Origin of the sequence: Sphingomonas jaspsi DSM 18422, from assembly GCF_000585415.1 — a bacterium.
In the GTDB taxonomy this organism is placed as follows: domain Bacteria; phylum Pseudomonadota; class Alphaproteobacteria; order Sphingomonadales; family Sphingomonadaceae; genus Sphingomicrobium; species Sphingomicrobium jaspsi.
Genome location: NZ_KK073876.1, coordinates 502,779 through 520,928, shown reverse-complemented (window position 1 = coordinate 520,928; position 18,150 = coordinate 502,779). Strand labels below are relative to the sequence as shown.

16 protein-coding genes are annotated in these 18,150 nt (G+C 64.6%); 8 read left to right on the top strand and 8 right to left on the bottom strand.

Translation table 11 applies throughout. The features are described 5' to 3' along the window. Positions 1 to 33 precede the first annotated feature (33 nt). Positions 34 to 216 carry a Flp family type IVb pilin gene (locus tag G570_RS02625; protein WP_037498867.1) on the bottom strand — a complete coding sequence of 61 codons (183 nt, stop codon included), beginning with the start codon at positions 214 to 216 and terminating at the stop codon, positions 34 to 36. Between the two features lie 393 nt (positions 217 to 609). Next, positions 610 to 1,389 (bottom strand): hypothetical protein, encoded by a 780-nt coding sequence (locus G570_RS02620; protein ID WP_037503501.1) that lies wholly within the window; start codon positions 1,387 to 1,389, stop codon positions 610 to 612. Positions 1,390 to 1,535: 146 nt separating this feature from the next. Here G570_RS02620 and G570_RS02615 point away from each other — a divergent pair, with 146 nt between their 5' ends. After that, complete coding sequence (locus G570_RS02615) at positions 1,536 to 2,561, top strand: phosphatase PAP2 family protein (protein WP_037498864.1); 1,026 nt, start codon at positions 1,536 to 1,538, stop codon at positions 2,559 to 2,561. Here the strand turns inward: G570_RS02615 and G570_RS02610 are convergent. After that, entirely contained in the window at positions 2,514 to 3,551 is a 1,038-nt protein-coding gene (locus G570_RS02610) for a phosphatase PAP2 family protein (RefSeq protein WP_037498861.1), read from the bottom strand. The genes G570_RS02615 and G570_RS02610 overlap by 48 nt on opposite strands. Before the next feature lie 185 nt (positions 3,552 to 3,736). Between G570_RS02610 and G570_RS02605 the strand changes: the two genes are divergently transcribed. The 4 genes from G570_RS02605 (at position 3,737) to G570_RS02590 (ending at position 8,392) form a co-directional block, all read left to right on the top strand. Beyond that, positions 3,737 to 4,786 (top strand): glycosyltransferase family 87 protein, encoded by a 1,050-nt coding sequence (locus G570_RS02605; RefSeq protein ID WP_037498858.1) that lies wholly within the window; start codon positions 3,737 to 3,739, stop codon positions 4,784 to 4,786. 187 nt (positions 4,787 to 4,973) lie between these two features. Further along, on the top strand, positions 4,974 to 5,882 hold the full coding sequence (locus G570_RS02600; RefSeq protein WP_037498856.1) for a sulfite exporter TauE/SafE family protein: 909 nt from the start codon (positions 4,974 to 4,976) through the stop codon (positions 5,880 to 5,882). Between the two features lie 38 nt (positions 5,883 to 5,920). Then, a complete protein-coding gene (locus G570_RS02595; protein ID WP_174377474.1) occupies positions 5,921 to 6,637 on the top strand; it encodes a TIGR02186 family protein in 717 nt (238 codons plus the stop codon). Between the two features lie 78 nt (positions 6,638 to 6,715). Then, entirely contained in the window at positions 6,716 to 8,392 is a 1,677-nt protein-coding gene (locus G570_RS02590; protein WP_084607470.1) for an ATP-binding protein, read from the top strand. A gap of 554 nt (positions 8,393 to 8,946) precedes the next feature. On the opposite strand, the gene G570_RS02585 is transcribed toward G570_RS02590, so the two are convergent. Next, positions 8,947 to 9,534 carry a J domain-containing protein gene (locus tag G570_RS02585; protein ID WP_037498850.1) on the bottom strand — a complete coding sequence of 196 codons (588 nt, stop codon included), beginning with the start codon at positions 9,532 to 9,534 and terminating at the stop codon, positions 8,947 to 8,949. Positions 9,535 to 9,664: 130 nt separating this feature from the next. Next, positions 9,665 to 11,131 carry a M23 family metallopeptidase gene (locus tag G570_RS02580; protein WP_051503960.1) on the bottom strand — a complete coding sequence of 489 codons (1,467 nt, stop codon included), beginning with the start codon at positions 11,129 to 11,131 and terminating at the stop codon, positions 9,665 to 9,667. 105 nt (positions 11,132 to 11,236) lie between these two features. On the opposite strand from G570_RS02580, the gene G570_RS02575 reads away from it, so the two are divergent. From G570_RS02575 to fdxA, 3 genes are read left to right on the top strand one after another with little or no spacing between them, the layout of a single operon-like run. Beyond that, positions 11,237 to 13,759, top strand: a complete 2,523-nt coding sequence (locus G570_RS02575) for a helicase-related protein (RefSeq protein WP_037498847.1) — start codon at positions 11,237 to 11,239, stop codon at positions 13,757 to 13,759. Next, complete coding sequence (locus tag G570_RS02570) at positions 13,759 to 14,037, top strand: RNA-binding S4 domain-containing protein (RefSeq protein ID WP_037498843.1); 279 nt, start codon at positions 13,759 to 13,761, stop codon at positions 14,035 to 14,037. The genes G570_RS02575 and G570_RS02570 overlap by 1 nt, the downstream gene beginning before the upstream one ends. A 55-nt stretch (positions 14,038 to 14,092) precedes the next feature. Next, a complete protein-coding gene (gene fdxA, locus G570_RS02565) occupies positions 14,093 to 14,431 on the top strand; it encodes a ferredoxin FdxA (protein WP_037498840.1) in 339 nt (112 codons plus the stop codon). A 45-nt stretch (positions 14,432 to 14,476) separates the two neighbouring features. On the opposite strand, the gene G570_RS13020 is transcribed toward fdxA, so the two are convergent. The 3 genes from G570_RS13020 to cysD are packed head-to-tail and all read right to left on the bottom strand — an operon-like array spanning position 14,477 to position 18,125. Beyond that, on the bottom strand, positions 14,477 to 15,256 hold the full coding sequence (locus G570_RS13020; RefSeq protein WP_051503959.1) for a MipA/OmpV family protein: 780 nt from the start codon (positions 15,254 to 15,256) through the stop codon (positions 14,477 to 14,479). Between the two features lie 40 nt (positions 15,257 to 15,296). After that, a complete protein-coding gene (gene cysN / locus G570_RS02555) occupies positions 15,297 to 17,222 on the bottom strand; it encodes a sulfate adenylyltransferase subunit CysN (RefSeq protein ID WP_037498837.1) in 1,926 nt (641 codons plus the stop codon). After that, positions 17,223 to 18,125 (bottom strand): sulfate adenylyltransferase subunit CysD, encoded by a 903-nt coding sequence (gene cysD / locus G570_RS02550; protein ID WP_037498834.1) that lies wholly within the window; start codon positions 18,123 to 18,125, stop codon positions 17,223 to 17,225. Positions 18,126 to 18,150: the final 25 nt, after the last annotated feature.

The following is an 18,150-nucleotide window of genomic DNA, read 5'->3' as shown; positions in this document are numbered from 1 at the left end:
GGCCGCACCGAAGTGCGGCCGCCGATCCAGCGATTAGCAGTTCGCCGTCACCGGGTCGTTGATGCAGTTCGCGGTGTTGTTCATCGCATTGCCGATGGCATTGCTGAGGCCGAGGGCCGCAAGCGCAATGACCGCGCCGATAATCGCGAGGATAAGCGCATATTCGGCCGCCGAGGCGCCACGCTTGTCGCTGAGAGTCTTGATGAAAGTCTTCATGTTCCGTCCCCTTCACATTTACAAATTCCCCGCCCCCCAAGGGGACGAATGAGCTTGCCTTGCGTCGGGAGGGTTCGGACCCTTGAAACGCTGTACGGGACTTCAAAACCGGAAGCCCCCACGGATCAAAAAATCACGGCCCCCCAGCCGCTTGACCCCTGAAGGCTGTGACTCGATTAACTTTTTGTCAAGCACGTCTATTTAACGATGATTAAATACATGGATTCAGGCTGTTACCTCTAAGTCCTTGATTTCAATGGTGAACATAGCCCGCGCGGCAGCTATAGGGGCCCGCTAATCCGTTAAATTCCGTGCCATTTAGGGACGCGCTGCGCCTTTCCTGCCACCATTACAATGGCTTGGATAAGGGCGAGAATCGGCGGATTGGCGGGGTTAACGCGCCGCTTTGCGAATCGCGACTCGGTGGCGGAAGGTCACATTTACCCGCTTCGACAGAAGCAGGTAGGGCAGCCACAGGCCGACGCTGATCGCCACCTTCTTGATGTTGCCGTCCAGCAGGGTGGACAAGGCGTCGCCGACCGACGGCGGCACGCCACCGGCGGCACGCACCGCCTGGCCGATGCCCAGCTGCATCGCCGCATCGACCAGCCAGGTCAGTATTAGCAGGCGCGGGAACATCGGCACCCGGCGCAAGGCCGCGACGAAGCAGATGGTGTAAAGGCTCGACAGGATGACGACGTCGGCGGTCATCGCGAGGCGAAGAGTCGACAGCCAATGCGGCACCGATCCCGCCAGCGCCGGAACCGACGCGAGATATTCCAGCGATCGCACCGGAACGTTCAGCAGCATGCCGATCAACAGCGACAGCATGATACCGCTGCTCCCGTAAAGCGGATGTCGGCGGGCATGACGGGCCGACACGTCCGTCCACCGTCCGACGCGTGCCAGGCGCACCGACGGCTGCGGCAGTTCGTCCCCGCGTTCGAACCATTTCAGCGCCAGCCCCATCGAGACCAACGGCGCACCGACCAGCAGAACATAGGGCAAAAACGTGCCGACATCAGGTAAAGACTGGAGCGGGCTGATCGCAATTCGCGCGGCACAGGCCGTCAGTGCCATCAGGAACCACAGCGTCATGATGCGCGGCAACCGCTCCTCGACGCGGTCCAGAAGCGCGATCGATCGTGTGCGCAAAGTCGTTTGGATCAGCATGGCAATCATTTCGTCGGTCGGCGATGCGGGGTTACTCTCTGTCCGATACAGCGCAAGTTGCCGGATTCCGTTCCATATCAAGACGAACGAAATTGGTGGCGTTGCCAAGGGCTGACAACAAGCAGGCTTTGCATCAATCTATTGGCATGTTCGACGACGAACCTTGGGTGCGGCCTGCAGTGGTCATCGCGCTTGCTACACTGGCGGCGGCGGGTGGTGTTCGCCTGATCACAGGCTATCCGGCCGCCCCGAGCGGAATGACCAGTCTCGTCGTTGCCTCCCTTATCGTCGCGCTTACCGCAACGGCCCGGCTTCTGACCGCAATCTTCCGGATGTGGCGCGCCGGGGTTGCCCACCCAATCGCTCAATTGCGCAGCGCGGCGCCAGCAGCGTTGAGGGAGCAATGGCTTATACTTCTGGGCGTAACCGTCGTTGCGGTGCTGTTGTTTTCGACCTCGTTTCTCAAGTCCATGATCACCGCTGTGGTGCCTTTCTGGGCAGACGATACGCTTGCGAAAGTTGATGCGGCAATCGGGTTGAACGGCCAATTCTTGGCGAATGCCATACGCCCATGGCTTCCGGCGGTCGGACTTTTCTACGGGCTTTGGCACATATCGAATCTGGGTGGGATTTTGTGGGTCATCCATTGGCGGGGTCCGGCGCGGGGTCGCTTCATCCTCTCCTTCATGCTGACTTGGGCAATCGGAATGTTCGCCGCCTACCTAGTGTCGTCAGCAGGGCCGTTGTTCATCGGCAGCTATGACCTCGCAGCGGCGCCTGACTCCGTACAGGTGCCAGCCCGATTCCTGTGGGCAAACTACCAAGCCAAAGGCGCATTGTTGGGTGGCGGCATTTCGGCCTTCCCATCGCTGCACGTTGGTATTGCCACTTGGTTTGCGCTGGTGCTTGCCCATCGTGGATGGCCCAAGCTCGGGTTGGCTTATGTCGCTGCCATCTACTTCGGTTCGGTTGTCCTTGGCTGGCACTATGGCGCCGATGGCGCGGGAGGCATCATTGTCGCGCTGGCCGCCGACTGGCTTTCTCGCAAATGCGTTAGGCGAAATGGCCAAGATGCGACACCAAGCGTGATCGCAGCGTTTCAACAGTCGCCAAAGAAGGAGCGATCAGACCGTCGCTTGGGCGGGGATCATCGCGCTGCGGACGCTTCCTGACGAATAGTAACGGGCCGAAATCCACCAACAGGCGATCGCAATTCCGGCGGCGACCGGCGCGTCCAGCGCATAATGATATCCGAAATAGACGCTTCCGAAGAATGTCGTCAGCCAGAACAGGCACGCGAAGGGAAGCAACCACCTTCTCCTTGTCGCGATCAGCAGGATCGTCGCCGTCGCTATGTGCATCGATGGCATGGCGGAGACACCTGATCCCTTCGTCGCATAGGCCTTGTCGATCCCTGCCGCGAGATAGCGCTGCGTCGAAATGATGGTGTTCTTGTCGCCGAGGACTGACAGCAACTGCGCACGCAACGGTTCGAACCTGGCGGCAAGTGCGGAATCGCTCAGATGCACGAAAATCGGGCCGGCTGCCGAAACGGCATAAGCTAGGCACACCCCGCCGATTAACCAGCTAAGCATCAAGGCGGAAAAGAACGTCGCCACCTCACGCCGGCTTTTTGACACGCAATATAGCGAACTGCCGACCACCAGCGCGAGCCCCCAACCGATGGCATAGAAAAAGGACAGGAACGGAGCCGCTTGCGTCGGCAGTATGGCGTGGGCGATCTTCCAACCGTCGTTCCCGAACAGAACCAGCCGATCCGCGTCCGACCAGAAGGCCTCCCATCGATAGCCGACGATACGCGGAATCGAACATTTGGCCCATGTGTAGGCCCCAAGAAAAAGCGGAAACAAAAAGGCTGCCACTGGGGCCAGTTGCGTCCTTACCCTCACGCTTTCCATCAAACGGCTTACGGGGCGATCGGCCTTGGTCAGCGCCAAATGCATTGCTTCGAAAAAGACCGCTACCAAGAGACAGAGCAGAGTAGCTGCGGCCCAGCCCCAAAGGTAAATACCGAACAAATTATATGGCCGAACCCCGCTGGCCGCGCCGAGCGAGATGGCGATCAGAAAGGTGATCGCCGTCAAGGCCACCGGAAGGCCGTACGCCTTGGCAATCGAGATCTCATCGTCTGGCTGCGTCATCCCCGCTTGTCCCCCATTTACGGCAGCGTTGCTGCCAGCCTATCCGACATGTCCGATTTTGGAACCACCGCGATCCGTCAGCATCGGCTCAGCTTTCGCCCGACCCCACCCCTAACCACAAAATTAACCATTCCGCGCTAGCCCTGCGGGTCACGCCTGGGCCGTGGGGAAGTTTGCCTGTGTTGATGGATCGTTTCTGGGAAGGCGATGTGCGGGCGCTGGCGCCTGCCGCCCCGCCGCGCGTCGATCGGCGGAATGTCGCGCTGGCCAGTGCCATCTTCCTCTTCTTCTGCGGCTTCGCCTCGGTCGGCTATTTCCTCTACGAACGGGTGGGCAACGACTTCACCGTGTTCTGGACCGTCGCCAACCGCCCCGCCGCACTGGCCTATAACTGGGGCTCCGACGTCTACGGCTTCCCCTACGCGCCGACCATGCTGATCTGGATCCAGCCGCTCCGCCTGGTGCCGCTGGCGATGGGGTTCGTGCTGTTCAACCTGCTCGGCATCGCGCTATTCGTGTATACCGTCCGCCGCCACCTGCCGTGGGGCGCGGTCGGCCTGTGCCTGATCAGCCCCGCGCTGTTCAGCGGCGTGATGACCGGCCAGGTGTCGCTGATCCTGTGTTCGATCGTCCTTGCCGCCTGCGCGACGCCCAACCGGCTGCTGGCGGGCTTGATGTTCGGCATCGTCGCATCGGTGAAGCCGCAGCTGGTGCTGATGGCGCCCTTGTTCTTCATCCTGACCCGCGACTGGCGGGCCTTCGTGGCGGCGGGCGCGACCTTCGCCGCCGTCGTTGCCGCATCGCTGCTGCTGTTCGGGACCGAACGCTGGATCGACTGGTACCAGTCGCTCGGCGCCTTCCACCACGTCGTCGCCAAGTCGAATATCATCAAGCTGGGCGTCACGCCGGGCATCGTCGCCGAACGGTGGCACCTGCCGCGCATCGGCGGGATGGCGATCGGCGCCGCCATCGGCATCTTAACGCTGGTCTTCGGCCGCCGCCGTACGGCGGTCGAACAGACCGCACTGATCGGCACCGCCAGCCTGATGGCGGCGCCTTATGCGCTGGGCTATGACCTCATCATGTTCGTGCCGCTGATCGCACTGACCATCTGGCGCGGCAGCTTCCTGCCCGTGATGACGGCCTTCCCGCTCTATCCGCTGCCGTTACTCGCCAGCTGCCGCGAGTTGCTGCGCAAGCAACCCCCGGACGACCCCACCCCGGCCACCCGGTAGGCCGCACATCTCCGTTCCGCTACACCACGGACTCCAGGCGCACGCCGACTATCGCTGAAAATTGACCGGCAAGGCCGAGCCCGGCTCCGGCGCGGTACTGACCCTTGCCGGAGATTTCTGAGGCCCCGACGCAAGCCCTGCCTTGGTTTTGTCGCGGTTTTGGGGCTAGCGTCGGATCTGACGCGTCATGGACATTTACCTCCCCATCGCCGGCCTGTCGGTCAATGCGCTGATCATCGTGCTGCTGGGCGCGATGGTCGGGGTCCTGTCGGGCATGTTCGGCGTCGGCGGCGGCTTCCTGACGACGCCGCTGCTGATCTTCTACGGGATTCCGCCGACCGTCGCGGTGGCCAGCGCCACGACCCAGATTACCGGCGCGTCAGTATCGGGGGTCTATGCCCACCTTCGCCGCGGGGGGGTCGATTTCAAGATGGGCGGCGTGATGACCGCGGGCGGCGCGCTCGGCAGCCTCGCCGGGGCCGGCCTGTTCACCCTGCTGCAGAAAAGCGGCCAGATCGATCTCGTCATCGGCTTCCTATACGTCGCGCTGTTAGGCTCGATCGGAAGCCTGATGCTCAAGGATGCGCTGGTCGCGCTCGGCTGGCTCAAGGTCGAAACCGTGCGCGAACGGCCGCGCCACAACAAGTGGGTCGCATCGATGCCCCTCCGCTGGCGCTTTTACGCGTCCGGGCTCTACCTCTCCCCGATCGCCCCCGCGCTGCTGGGCTTCGTCGCGGGCGTGCTGACCGTGCTCCTTGGCGTCGGCGGCGGCTTCATCCTCGTCCCGGCGATGATCTACCTGCTCGGCATGGCCCCGCGCGTGGTGGTTGGCACCAGTCTGGTAATGATCCTTGCGGTCAGCGCGGTCACCACCATGATCCATGCAATGACGACGCAGGCGGTCGACATCGTGCTCGCCGGGCTGCTGCTGGTCGGCGGTGTCGTCGGCGCGCAATATGGCGCGATCCTGGCGACCAAGCTGAAGCCCGACCTGCTGCGCTTCGCTTTGGCCGGGATCATCTTGTTGGTGGCGCTGCGTATGCTGCTCGGCCTGACCTGGCGCCCCGATCAGATCTTCACGGTCGAATATCTGTGAAGCGCGCGCTCATCGTCCTGGCCGCAGCGCCGCTCCTCATGGCCCAAGCCCAACCGGTGCTCGTTCCCGACATTTCTGCCCGCTCGATCCAGATCAAATACAGCTTCACCGGGGCGCAGCTGCTATTGTTCGGCGCGATCATCTACCCGGGCGGCCGCGTGCCGTCGCGTCCGGCCGACGTCATCGTCGTCCTCAAGGGCCCGGTCGAACCCATCCTCGTGCGCGAAAAGCAGAAAATCGCCGGCATCTGGATGAACGCCGATTCCAACCGCTTCCGCTCGGCCCCGGGCTATTACGCGGTGGCTTCGTCCAAGCCGGTCCGCGACCTCGTCGACGAACGCACGGCGGCGATTTACGAACTGGGCCTGCAGGACCTCCAGCTGTCCCCCGGCGGCGGCGCGCTTCCCGACAAGGAACGGCGGTTCGAAGCCGGCCTCCTAGACCTGCGCGAGAAAAAAGGACTTTACCGCGAAAATCCGTCGGGCGTCGAAATCAGTGAAGGCGTGCTGTATCGCGCCCGGATCGACATCCCCAGCCAGGTTCCAGTCGGCACCTACACCGCCGAAACCTTCCTGATCGATCGCGGCAAGGTGATCGCCGCCGCGACCAAGGAGATCGAGATCGGCAAATCGGGCTTCGAACGCTTCGTCGCCCTCGCCGCGCGCCAGCATGGTTTCCTGTACGGCTTGGCCGCAGTGCTGCTGTCGCTGGGCCTCGGCTGGGCCGCCGCCGCCCTGTTCCGCCGCCGCGCATGAGGCGGGCTTAGGGGGATTTTAACCCGATTAGGCTAATCCGGCGCCAACCAAATTCATCGAAAAGGGTGGCATGCGCCGATGACCGACCAACCGAGCCTGAAGCAGTTCCTCGACGAGCTGAACGAATATAGCGACCGTGACGCCGTCGGCGGCGCGGGCGTCCATGTTCCGCCGATCGGCCAGGTGCTGGAAATCGCGGGCTCGGGTTCGCGCGTGATCATGGACGGCGCGACGCTGGCCGAGATGATGGGCCATGACGATCCGTCGGTCGCCATGTCCGGACAGGTCGGCAGCCAGGTCAAGGTCAAGGTCGGCGGCAGCTGGCTGGTCGCCAACGTCCGCACGCTGCGCGCCGGCGACGAAATGGGCACCGTCATCGCCAACGTCGACTTCCTCGGCGAAGGCCTGCAGACCGCCGACGGCAGTCTCACCGGGTTCCGCCGCGGCGTCACCCGCTACCCGATCCCCGGCGCGGCGATCATGCCGGTCACAACCGCCGACATGCGCGCGATCTTCGCTGCCGACGACAGCCCCCACGTCGAAATCGGGACGGTCTACCCGACCGACGACATTCGCGGCACGCTGTACGTCGACCCAATGCTCTCGAAGCATTTTGCCATCCTGGGATCGACCGGTACCGGTAAATCGACCTCGGTCGCGCTGATCCTGCACCGCATTTCGGAGCTCAGCCCCGAAGGCCACATCGTGATGATCGATCCGCACGGCGAATATTCGGCGGCCTTCAAGAGCTGCGGCGAGATTTTCAACGTCGACAACCTGCAGCTGCCCTACTGGCTGCTCAATTTCGAAGAACATTGCGAGGTCATCCTCACCACCGACGGTGCGGAACGCCAGCGCGACGCCGACATTCTCGCCAAGTGCATCCTCGCCGCGCGGTCGAAATCGCGCCAGGCCGAACAATATGGCAAGGTGACGGTGGATTCGCCGATCCCTTACCTCCTCACCGACCTCGTCGGGGTGATCACCACCGAAATGGGTAAGCTCGACCGCGCCGGGGACACCACGCCCTACCAGCGGCTCAAGAACAAGCTGGACGAGCTGCGCGCCGACCCGCGCTACAGCTTCATGTTCAACGGCATGCTGGTCAGCGATTCGATGGCGCCGTTCATCGCCAAGATGTTCCGCCTGCCCTCAAACGGTCGCCCGATTTCGATTGTCGACGTGTCGGGCGTTCCCAGCGAAGTCACCAGCGTCGTCGTCTCGGTGCTCGCCCGCATGGTGTTCGACTACGCCATCTGGTCGCGGACCGAGGCGCAGCGCCCGCTGCTGCTGGTCTGCGAAGAAGCCCACCGCTACGTGCCGAAGGACGAAAATTCGGGCGGCCAGGCGGTGCGCAAGATCCTCGAGCGTATCGCCAAGGAAGGCCGTAAGTACGGCGTGTCGCTGGGCCTCATCACGCAGCGTCCGTCCGACTTGGCCGAAGGTGTGCTGTCGCAGTGCGGGACCATCGTGTCGATGCGTCTGAACAACGACCGAGATCAGGCCTGCGTCCGCGCCGCGATGCCCGAAGGCGCGCGCGGCTTCCTCGACGCCATCCCGGCGCTGCGCAACCGCGAATGCATCGTCTGCGGCGAAGGCGTCGCAATCCCGATCCGCGTCCGCTTCGACAATCTCGAACCGGAAAAGCGCCCGGCGTCGTCGGACCCCAGCTTCGCCGCCGCATGGCGCGAGACCGGCGACGAAGAAGGCATCATCCAGCGCACGATCAAGCGCTGGCGCGGGCACGGCAGATAAGCTGCCGAATGCAGCAAAGCGGCGCGTTAGCGCGTCGCTGGAGCAGCGCGAAGAGAAGCCGAAGCCCGTTAAGAGCCTGCTCTTAGCTACCCGATTGAATCGCGCTTAGCCTTTGGCCGCCCGCGACCGATGTCGTGGGCGCGGCCATGCCATAAGCGGGTTTCAAAGCGCCGAGACTCCTTCTGACGTTCCATGTCTCCAGCCCGTCCCGCTTTGCGAAGCCAGTACCGGTAGCCCTTGAGGTCGCGGCGATTGAAACAGCTAATCGCGAGGTTGCCGGCTGCGCGGTCAGACCCCTTTCGGTAAGCGCGCCGGTACAGGCCTGCGGGGCTGCAATTGTTCGAAGCCGGTCCGAGGCGGCTGTCGCCGGAATACCGGTCCGCTAGGTCCGTCATGGCATCCGCGTGCCCGCGCACCGCAAGCGCTTGAATTTTGGGCAACCAAAGGCCTGGCTCGCCGCACTCCCGAATCCTCAACGCCAACTCGTAAAGCTTATTGAAGCGATCACGTCTGCTGGAGGTCATAGAACGAACGCTAACATCACAACTCCGTCCCTATGAACGGCGGCGCAGGGCCTCCTTTTCGATCAGCAGTTTCTCATCCTTCGCCGCCCGCGACATTTCGATCACATGGTCGACGCCCTTGATGGTGATCGCCAGCATGCCCTGCTCGGTCGTGACGATGTACCCCTTTTCCTTGAGATACCATTTGTGGAACTCGAATATCTCGTCCGAACATTGCAGCGCTTCCTGGAGGTAGAAACCGACCACCCCCGGGTTCTGCGCATCCTCGCGCCGCTTGGTGTAGAGGTAAGTCAGGATGCGGGCATGATCGTCGGCGTCGTCCAGTGCCGCCTGTTCGTCGACGTCGAACTGCGCGCTGGTCGGATACCGCGTGTCGGCCTGGGGCCGGTACTGCGCGTGAAGAATGTCATATTCGGCCCGCCGTTCGGGATCGCGAAGCAAGCGATAGGCCTCGGTAACCTCGTTGAACATGGTCGTGTCGACCGTCCCCGAATGATCGGGGTGATATAGTTTGGCGAGATAGTGATAGGCCGATTCGAGCATCTTCGCATCGCACTGCGGATTGACCTGCAGCACGTCGTAATAGTCGACGAACGTCGCCTTGCCGGAATTCGGCATTTCAATCCCCCATGCTGACCGCCACGAAGTCCCCCGCGGCCCTTCGCCACAACCCTCCGGCAAGGGCATGGCGAGCCATCATCTTCGCAAATTCGATCTGAAAGAAAAGGGGGTGTTTTAAGGGACCGCTTTAGGAACGGCTCTTGCCGCCGATCGCCATCAGCTCTGCCAGGCGCGCCTTGAACGCGCCGAGGTTCGCTCCCTCAAGCGCTGACCGGCTTGCGAACTTCACCCCCATCGGATTCACCGCCACCCCGCCGCGATACACCTCATAGTGAAGGTGCGGGCCGGTCGACAGGCCGCTGGAGCCCGAATAGCCGATCAGCTGGCCCTGGTGCACGAAGGCGCCCGGCTCGACCACCAGCCGGCTCATATGGCTGTAGCTGGTGGCAAGATCGCCGCCGTGGGCGATGCGCACCTGGCGGCCATAGCCCCCGGCCCACCCCGCCAGCGTCACGCGCCCGTCCGCCGCGGCCACGATCGGTGTGCCCCAGGCCGCACCGAAATCGATTCCCTTGTGCATGCGCGCAAAGTGCAGGATCGGGTGATAGCGCATGCCGAAGCCCGACGTGATGCGGGCGTTGACTGGCCAGGCGAAGGCCGCGACCTGCTGCCCGCCGCCGTCGGCATCCACCCAATCGATCCGTCCGCCGACCTGCCACTTCATCATCCGCACCGGCTTCTGGCCCGCACGTTCGAGCGCGGCGTAGAGCAAGGGACCTGCCTGGCTTTCACCGGTCGCTGCCCTGCGGTTGGCGAAAATTAGGTCGAAGTGGTCGGACGGCGCGATCGTGCCGACATCGACCTGCCCGGCGAGCGCGCGCAGATATTCTGCCGCGGCCGCCGGCTCGACCCCCGACGCGCGCAACGCCCAGTAAAGTCCGTCGCCCGCCCGGCCGCGCACGCGCACCGGCGTGCGGTCGACCGCGATCGATTCGATCTGCAGCGCCAGTCCCGCCGCGCCCGCCGCCACCGTGGCGACCTTGTCGAGCCCGGCGCGCATTCGCACCTTTTCAAGCGGCCGCTTGCCGTCCGCCCCGCGCCGTCCCAGCACGATGGCGATGCTGGTCCCCGGCGCAATTTGGCCGCCGGCCCCCGCGACCAGCCGCGACGCCGTGGCAGCATCGACGTAGGTCGCGCCGTTGCGCACCAGCAGCCGGTCCAGGCTGTCGCCCTCACCCAGCCGTGCGAACAGTTCGAGCCGCGCCCGCTCGGGTGCGACCGCCACCGGCTCGACGTGGGAATTGGCCGTCATCTGCCCGCCCATCCGCGCCCCGTCGGCAGCGGGCGAGATCGCCAGGTCGCGAAACTGCTCGGCCTCTTCGACGCTGATCTTTTCGGGATTGGTCGACGGCAGCGGTTCCCAGCCGATCGGCGCGGTCAGCGCCAGCGCGACGACGATTGCCGTAAGCGTACCGAAGCCGCGCCACCAGGTGCGGCTGAACATGTCTTCGTTAAGGTCGACGACCAGGCTGAACGGCTGCTTGGCTCGGCCGAACGTCGCCGCCTGCCGCTCGCCCGCGCGCAACTGGCCGAAGGGTCGCGCGGCAACGCCTGCGCCGCCGCCGAAGCTGCCAAGTTGGTCGAGGGGGTGCACTTGCCTGTGGTCTCCTTGCCCCACTTGTCCAACATCATGGTTAAGAAGGTCTGAAAGCGACCGATCGGCCTTGAACTCGCGCGCCATCGTGTCACATTGGCCATCATGCCCGCCGACCACGACGGCATTGTCCGGGCCATCCTTGGGCCCACCAACACCGGCAAGACCCACTTGGCGATCGAGCGGATGTGCGCCCATTCGAGCGGCGTCATCGGCTTCCCGCTGCGCCTGCTGGCGCGCGAGGTGTACGACCGCGTCGTCGCCATCAAGGGCGAGCGGAACGTCGCACTGATCACCGGCGAGGAACGGATCGTGCCGCCGGGCGCGCGCTATTTCCTGACCACGGCGGAATCGATGCCGGTCAAGGGCTGGGCCGAACATCCCGACGATAAGGACCGCGACTTCGCCTTCGCCGCGATCGACGAGGCGCAACTGGGCATCGACCCCGAACGCGGCCATGTCTTCACCGACCGCATGCTCCGCGCGCGGGGGCGGGAAGAAACGCTGATCCTCGGCTCCGACACGCTGAAGCCGCTGATCCGCAAGCTGCTGCCCGAAGCCGAGATCGTCAGCCGCCCGCGCTTTTCGACGCTGCGCTACGCCGGGTCGACCAAGCTCAGCCGCCTGCCGCCGCGCTCCGCCGTCGTCGCCTTCAGCGCCGAGCAGGTCTATGCGCTCGCCGAAATGCTGCGCCGGTTCAAGGGCGGCGCGGCGGTCGTCATGGGCGCCCTGTCGCCCGCCACGCGCAATGCCCAGGTCGCCATGTTCCAGCGCGGCGAGGTGGATTACCTCGTCGCCACCGACGCCATCGGCATGGGCCTCAACATGGACGTCAGCCACGTCGCCTTCGCCGGCCTCGAAAAGTTCGACGGCCACCGCGACCGGCGGCTCACCATTTCCGAAATGGCGCAGATCGCGGGCCGCGCCGGGCGTCACCAGCGCGACGGCACGTTCGGCACGCTTGGCCTCGGCGGCGACAATGGTCCGCAGTTCAGCGACGAGGAAATCAATGCGATCGAGGAGCATCGCTTCCGCCCGCTCGATTTCCTCTACTGGCGCAGCGCCGACCTCGACTTCTCTGACGTCCGCAGCCTCATCGCGAGCTTGGAAGAGAAGAGCGACGAACCGCTGCTGCGCTCGGCACCGCTCGCCATCGACCTCGCGGTGCTGAAACTCATCGCCGAGGATCATTCGATCGCCTCTGCGCGAGGCGTCAAGGCGCGGCGGCTGTGGGCGGTTTGCGGCCTGCCCGACTTCCGCAAGGTCGGCCCGATGCACCATGCCCGCATGGTTCGCCGCCTCTACGGCTATGTCTGCGAAGGCGGGCACATCCCGCACGAATGGTTCGCGTCGGAAGTCGCGCGATTGGACAATGTCAGCGGCGATATCGAGGCCCTCGCCGACCGGCTCGCCGGCATTCGCAGCTGGGCCTATATCGCCCAGCGCGCCGACTGGCTGGCCGAACCCGCCAAATGGGCCGCGCGGACCAAGGCGGTCGAGGGCCGCCTGAGCGACGCGCTCCACGAAAAACTGACCCAGCGCTTCGTCGACCGCCGCACCGCCGTGCTGGTCCGCGACATCGGCGCGCGCGGCGCGGACGCGCTGCCGGTCACCGTCGCCGCCGATGGCGAGGTCAGCGTCGGCCCCGAACCGATCGGCTATTTGAACGGCTTCGATTTCAAGGTCGATCCAGGGGCGCGTCACGCCGACAAGCGGCTGTTGCTCGCCGCCGCCGAACGGCGCCTCGGCGACGAGCTAGACCGCCGTGCGCGCGAACTGTGCGATGCCTCGGACACCGCCTTCCACCTGGTCGACGACGGCGACGCGCTCGGCATTGCCTGGGACGGTTACGTCCTCGCTCGCCTCGCTCCCGGCCGCTCGCTGATGGAACCCGCGGTGCGCACCACGCGCCCGCTCGACCGCCTGTCGGCCGACCGCCGCGCTAAGCTGCGCGCCCGGCTCGAACGGTGGGTCGACGCGCAGGTCGAACGCCACCTCCCGGCCCTGCGTGCGCTCGCCCAGTCCGCCACCGACCGCGAGGCGCGCCCCGGCGTGCGCGCGCTGGCGGCGATGATGGTCGATGCCGGCGGCTTGCTGCCACGTCGCGCCATCGCCCAGCAGGTCGGGATGCTCGACAAGGACGACCGCCATGCGCTGCATCGCCTGCGCGTTCGGCTCGGCGCGCTCGACGTTTACGTCCAGTCGCTGTTGAAACCCGGCGCGCAGCAGTGGCGTGCGGCGCTGCTCGCGGTGCGTTCGGGCCAGAAACTGCCCACGCTGCCCCATCCCTCCGCCGCGACGCTCGACGGCAGCGCCGATCCGCGTGGCGCAAGTCTGGCCTTCCGCCGCTTCGGCGCGACCTGGCTCAGGATCGACCTTGCCGACCGGCTGGCGACCCACGCCCACCATGTGCGCCAGTCGAATGGCGACGACCCCATCGACCACGCGCTCGCCACCAGCCTCGGCCTCGACGACGAAGCGATGCGCAAGCTGATGGCCGAAGTCGGCTTCGTGCCAAAGGGCGAGGCATGGACCTGGCGCGGCCATCGCCGTCCGCACCGCCACGAAACCCGCCCGCCCAAGGCCGGCAACGCCTTCGCCGCGCTGGCCCACCTCAAGCGCAAGTGATGCGGCTCGACCGCTACCTGTTCTTCGTTCGCCTGTTGAAAAGCCGCACCCAGGCGCAGGCACTGATCGACACCGGCCGCGTCCGCATCGACGGGCGCCATGTCGTTAAGTGCAGCGAGGAAATAAGGACCGGATCGACCGTCACCCTGCCGCTCCACGGCCATGTCCGCGTCATTCGCGTGACCGCGCTTCCGGCGCGCCGCGGTCCAGCCGCTGAAGCCCGTCTTCATTACGAGGAGCTCGCTGCAAACGTCTCGCAACAAGCGCCAGCCGATTGACGCCGGATTTTCGCCGATTTAGCGACAGGGTTAAGAAGAGGGAGCACTGACCGCCATGACTTATGTCGTCACCGACGCCTGTATCCGCTGCAAATATATGGACTGCGTCGAAGTCTGTCCGGTCGACTGCTTCTACGAGGGCGAAAATATGCTCGTCATCAACCCCAACGAATGCATCGATTGCGGCGTGTGCGAACCCGAATGCCCGGCCGAAGCGATCCTGCCCGATACCGAAAACGGCCTTGAGCAGTGGCTTGAGCTCAACTCGACCTTCTCAGCCCAATGGCCCAACCTCACCCGCAAGAAAGACAGCCCCGCGGACGCCGACGAGCACAAAGGCGAGGAAGGCAAGTACGACAAATATTTCTCGCCGGAGCCCGGAAGCGGCGACTGAGGCGATAACTGCCCCGGCCGGGTCGGCCAACCGCGGCCGCTTCGCCTAGCGCTTGACGTTGAAGGTGTAGGTCAGGCCCAGCCCGGCCGACAGCTGCGTGCGAGATCCATATTCGCGGACGATCGGCGATTTGGCGGCATCACCGACCAGCCGTTCATATTTGGCAAAGCCGAACATCCCGAAGCGGGGGTTGAACTGGTAAGTCAGCCCGCTCGCCATCCCGACGCCGTGCACCCCGCCGCCCGGACGGTAGACGGGAAGGCCCGAGGCGAGCGCAGCGCCATTGTCGACCCCGAAATAGGCCCGCTGGTAACGGCCGTCCGAAAAACTCAGCCGCGGGCCGACCGAAAAGACATATTTGTCGCCGTCGCGCCAGATCTTGTCGAGGCTGATGCCACCGACGATCCCTTGGTGACCGCCGATGCCCTTGCGCAGGTCGGCGCGCAGCCGGATCGATTCCAGCGGCTGATACTGCGCATAGACACCCGCTTCGAACGTGGTCGGGACATTGTCGACGGCCACGCCGACGTCCTTCGCCTTGCGCTTCCATTCGATGTTGGCGGTCGGGCCAAAGGAAAAACTGTTTTTGTTGTAAACCGGCACCGCGAACTTGTCGTCCGGCGCCTCGAACTGGAACAGCTTGTCGCCGCGGGCCACGTCGATGTCCCACAGCGGCGCGACTTCGCGCTTGTCGCTGCCGATGAAGGATGGCTGGACCCTGGCACCAAGCCCGACGCGGATGCGCAAATCGTCCTTGGGCGTGTCTTCGGCATGGGCGACAGCGGCGGTCAGGCCGGCGGCGGCGGCAATGAAGTGCTTGATCATAACCGTCCCGTAACGGCCGCCACGACACTTGGTTGCAAACCTATCCAATTCGATGGTCGAGCGCCTTGACGATCGCGTCGGCGGCCTGCTCGGCGCTCATCGCCGTCGTGTCGATGCGAATCTCGGCGTTTTCCGGCGCTTCATAGGGGCTGTCGATGCCGGTGAAGTTGGGCAACTCGCCCGCGCGCGCCTTGGCATACAGGCCCTTCACGTCGCGCGCCTCGGCCTCGGCCAACGGCGTATCGACGAACACCTCGATGAATTCGCCCTCGGGCATCATCCGCCGCACCATGTCGCGCTCCGCGCGGAACGGTGAGATGAAGGCGGTCAGCACGATCAACCCCGCATCGGCCATCAGCCGCGCCACTTCGCCGACGCGGCGAATATTCTCGATCCGGTCGGCCTCGGTGAAGCCCAGATCCTTGTTGAGCCCGTGGCGGACATTGTCGCCGTCGAGCAGGAAGGTGTGCCGCCCCTTGGCCGCCAGCTTCTTTTCGACGAGGTTGGCGATGGTCGACTTGCCCGCGCCACTGAGGCCCGTGAACCACAGCACCGCGGGCTTCTGCCCCTTCAGCGCGGCGTGGGTTTCGCGGCTGACGTCGAGCGCCTGGCGATGGATATTCTCGGCCCGACGCAGCGCGAAGTGCAGCATCCCCGCCGCGACCGTCGCATTGGTGAGCTTGTCGATTAGGATGAAGCCGCCAAGCGCGCGATTGGGCGCGCCGCCATCGACGGCATAGGGTTCGAACACCAGGTCGCGGTCGGTGGTGACTTCGGCGACACCGATGGCGTTGAGCCCCAGCGTATCCGCCGCCAGTTCGTCGAGCGTGTTGACGTTGAGCTGGTGCTTGGGCTGGGCGACCGTCGCGGTCACCGTCTGCGTTCCCAGCTTCAGCCAATAGCCGCGACCCGGGATCAAGTCGTCCTCGGCCATCCACACGATAGTTGCTTCGAACTGATCCGCGGCGTGGGGCGGATCCTTGGCGGCGGCGATCACATCGCCGCGTGAACAGTCGACCTCGTCGGCGAAGGTAAGCGTTACCGACTGCCCGGCGACCGCCTCTTCAAGGTCGCCGCCCATGGTGACGATGCGATCGATGCGCGTCGTCCGTCCCGACGGCAGTACACGGATTTCGTCGCCGGCACGCACAGTGCCGCTGGCGATCTGCCCGGCATAGCCGCGGAAGTCGAGATTGGGGCGGTTGACCCATTGCACCGGCATGCGGAACGCCTTGGCCTCGTCCGCCGCACTGTCGATCGGAACCGTTTCCAGATGCTCGATCAGCGTCGGCCCGTCATACCAGCCGGTCGCCTCGCCGCGGTTGGCGATATTGTCGCCGGCCAGTCCCGACACCGGGATCGCGATCCATTCGGCGATACCGATCCGGTCGGCAAACGCGCGATAGTCGGCGCAGATGGCGTCGAACACGTCGCGGTCATAATCGACCAGGTCCATCTTGTTCACCGCCAGCACGAAGCGGCGGATGCCGACCAGATTGCCCAGGATCGAATGGCGCCGCGTCTGTTCGAGGATGCCCTTCCTCGCATCGACCAGCAGCACCGCCAGCTCGGCGGTCGACGCGCCGGTGACCATGTTGCGCGTATATTGCTCATGCCCCGGCGTGTCGGCGACGATGAATTTGCGCTTGTCGGTCGCGAAGAAGCGATAAGCGACGTCGATGGTGATGCCCTGCTCGCGCTCCGCCGACAGCCCGTCGACCAGCAGCGCGAAATCGATGTTCTGCCCCTGCGTTCCGACCTTCCTGCTGTCGCTTTCCAGCGCCGCCATCTGGTCTTCGAAGATCTGCTTGCTGTCGAACAGCAGGCGGCCGATCAGCGTCGACTTGCCGTCGTCGACGCTGCCGCAGGTGATGAAGCGCAGCAGCTCCTTGTTCTTCTGCCGCTCGAGATAGGCGGCGATGTCGGTCGCGATGAGGTCGCGTTCGCTGTCGATGGCCAGGCTCATCTAGAAATAGCCCTCCACCTTTTTCTTCTCCATCGACCCGTCGCCGGCGTCGCGGTCGATGATCCGGCCCTGCCGTTCGCTGGTCGTGGTCAGCAGCATTTCCTGCACCACCTTCTCGATCGTGTCGGCCTCGCTCTCGACCGCGCCCGACAGCGGGTAGCAGCCCAGCGTGCGAAACCGCACCGAGCGCGTCGTCACTTCCTCGCCGGGCTCGAGGCGGAAGCGTTCGTCGTCGACCATCAGCAACAGGCCGTCGCGTTCCACCACCCGTCGCGGCGCGGCGAGGTAGAGCGGCACGATGTCGATCTTCTCGGCCATGATGTATTGCCAGATGTCGAGCTCGGTCCAGTTGCTGATCGGGAAGACGCGCATGGATTCGCCCGCCTTTTTGCGGACATTGTAAAGGCTCCACAGCTCGGGTCGTTGGCGCTTGGGGTCCCAGCGGTGGCTGGCGGTGCGGAAGGAAAAGATGCGCTCCTTGGCGCGGCTCTTTTCCTCGTCGCGTCGGGCGCCGCCGAACGCCGCGTCGAAGCCATGATGGTCGAGCGCCTGCTTCAGCCCCTGCGTCTTCCACATGTCGGTGTGGACCGGCCCATGGTCGAACGGATTGATCCCCAGCTCGATCGCTTCCGGGTTACGGTGGACCAGCAGCTCGATGCCCTCTTCCGCCGCAACCCGGTCGCGCATCGCGTACATGTCGCGAAACTTCCACGTCGTATCGACATGCAGCAGCGGGAAGGGCAGAGGCGCGGGATAGAAGGCCTTCTTCGCCAGGTGCAGCAACACCGCGCTGTCCTTGCCGATCGAATAAAGCATCACCGGCTTGGCCGCCTCCGCGACCGTTTCGCGGATGATGTGGATGCTCTCGGCTTCCAGCCTCTCGAGGTGGGTGAGACTTTTCATGTCTTGGGCGCTCTAACCAGATAAC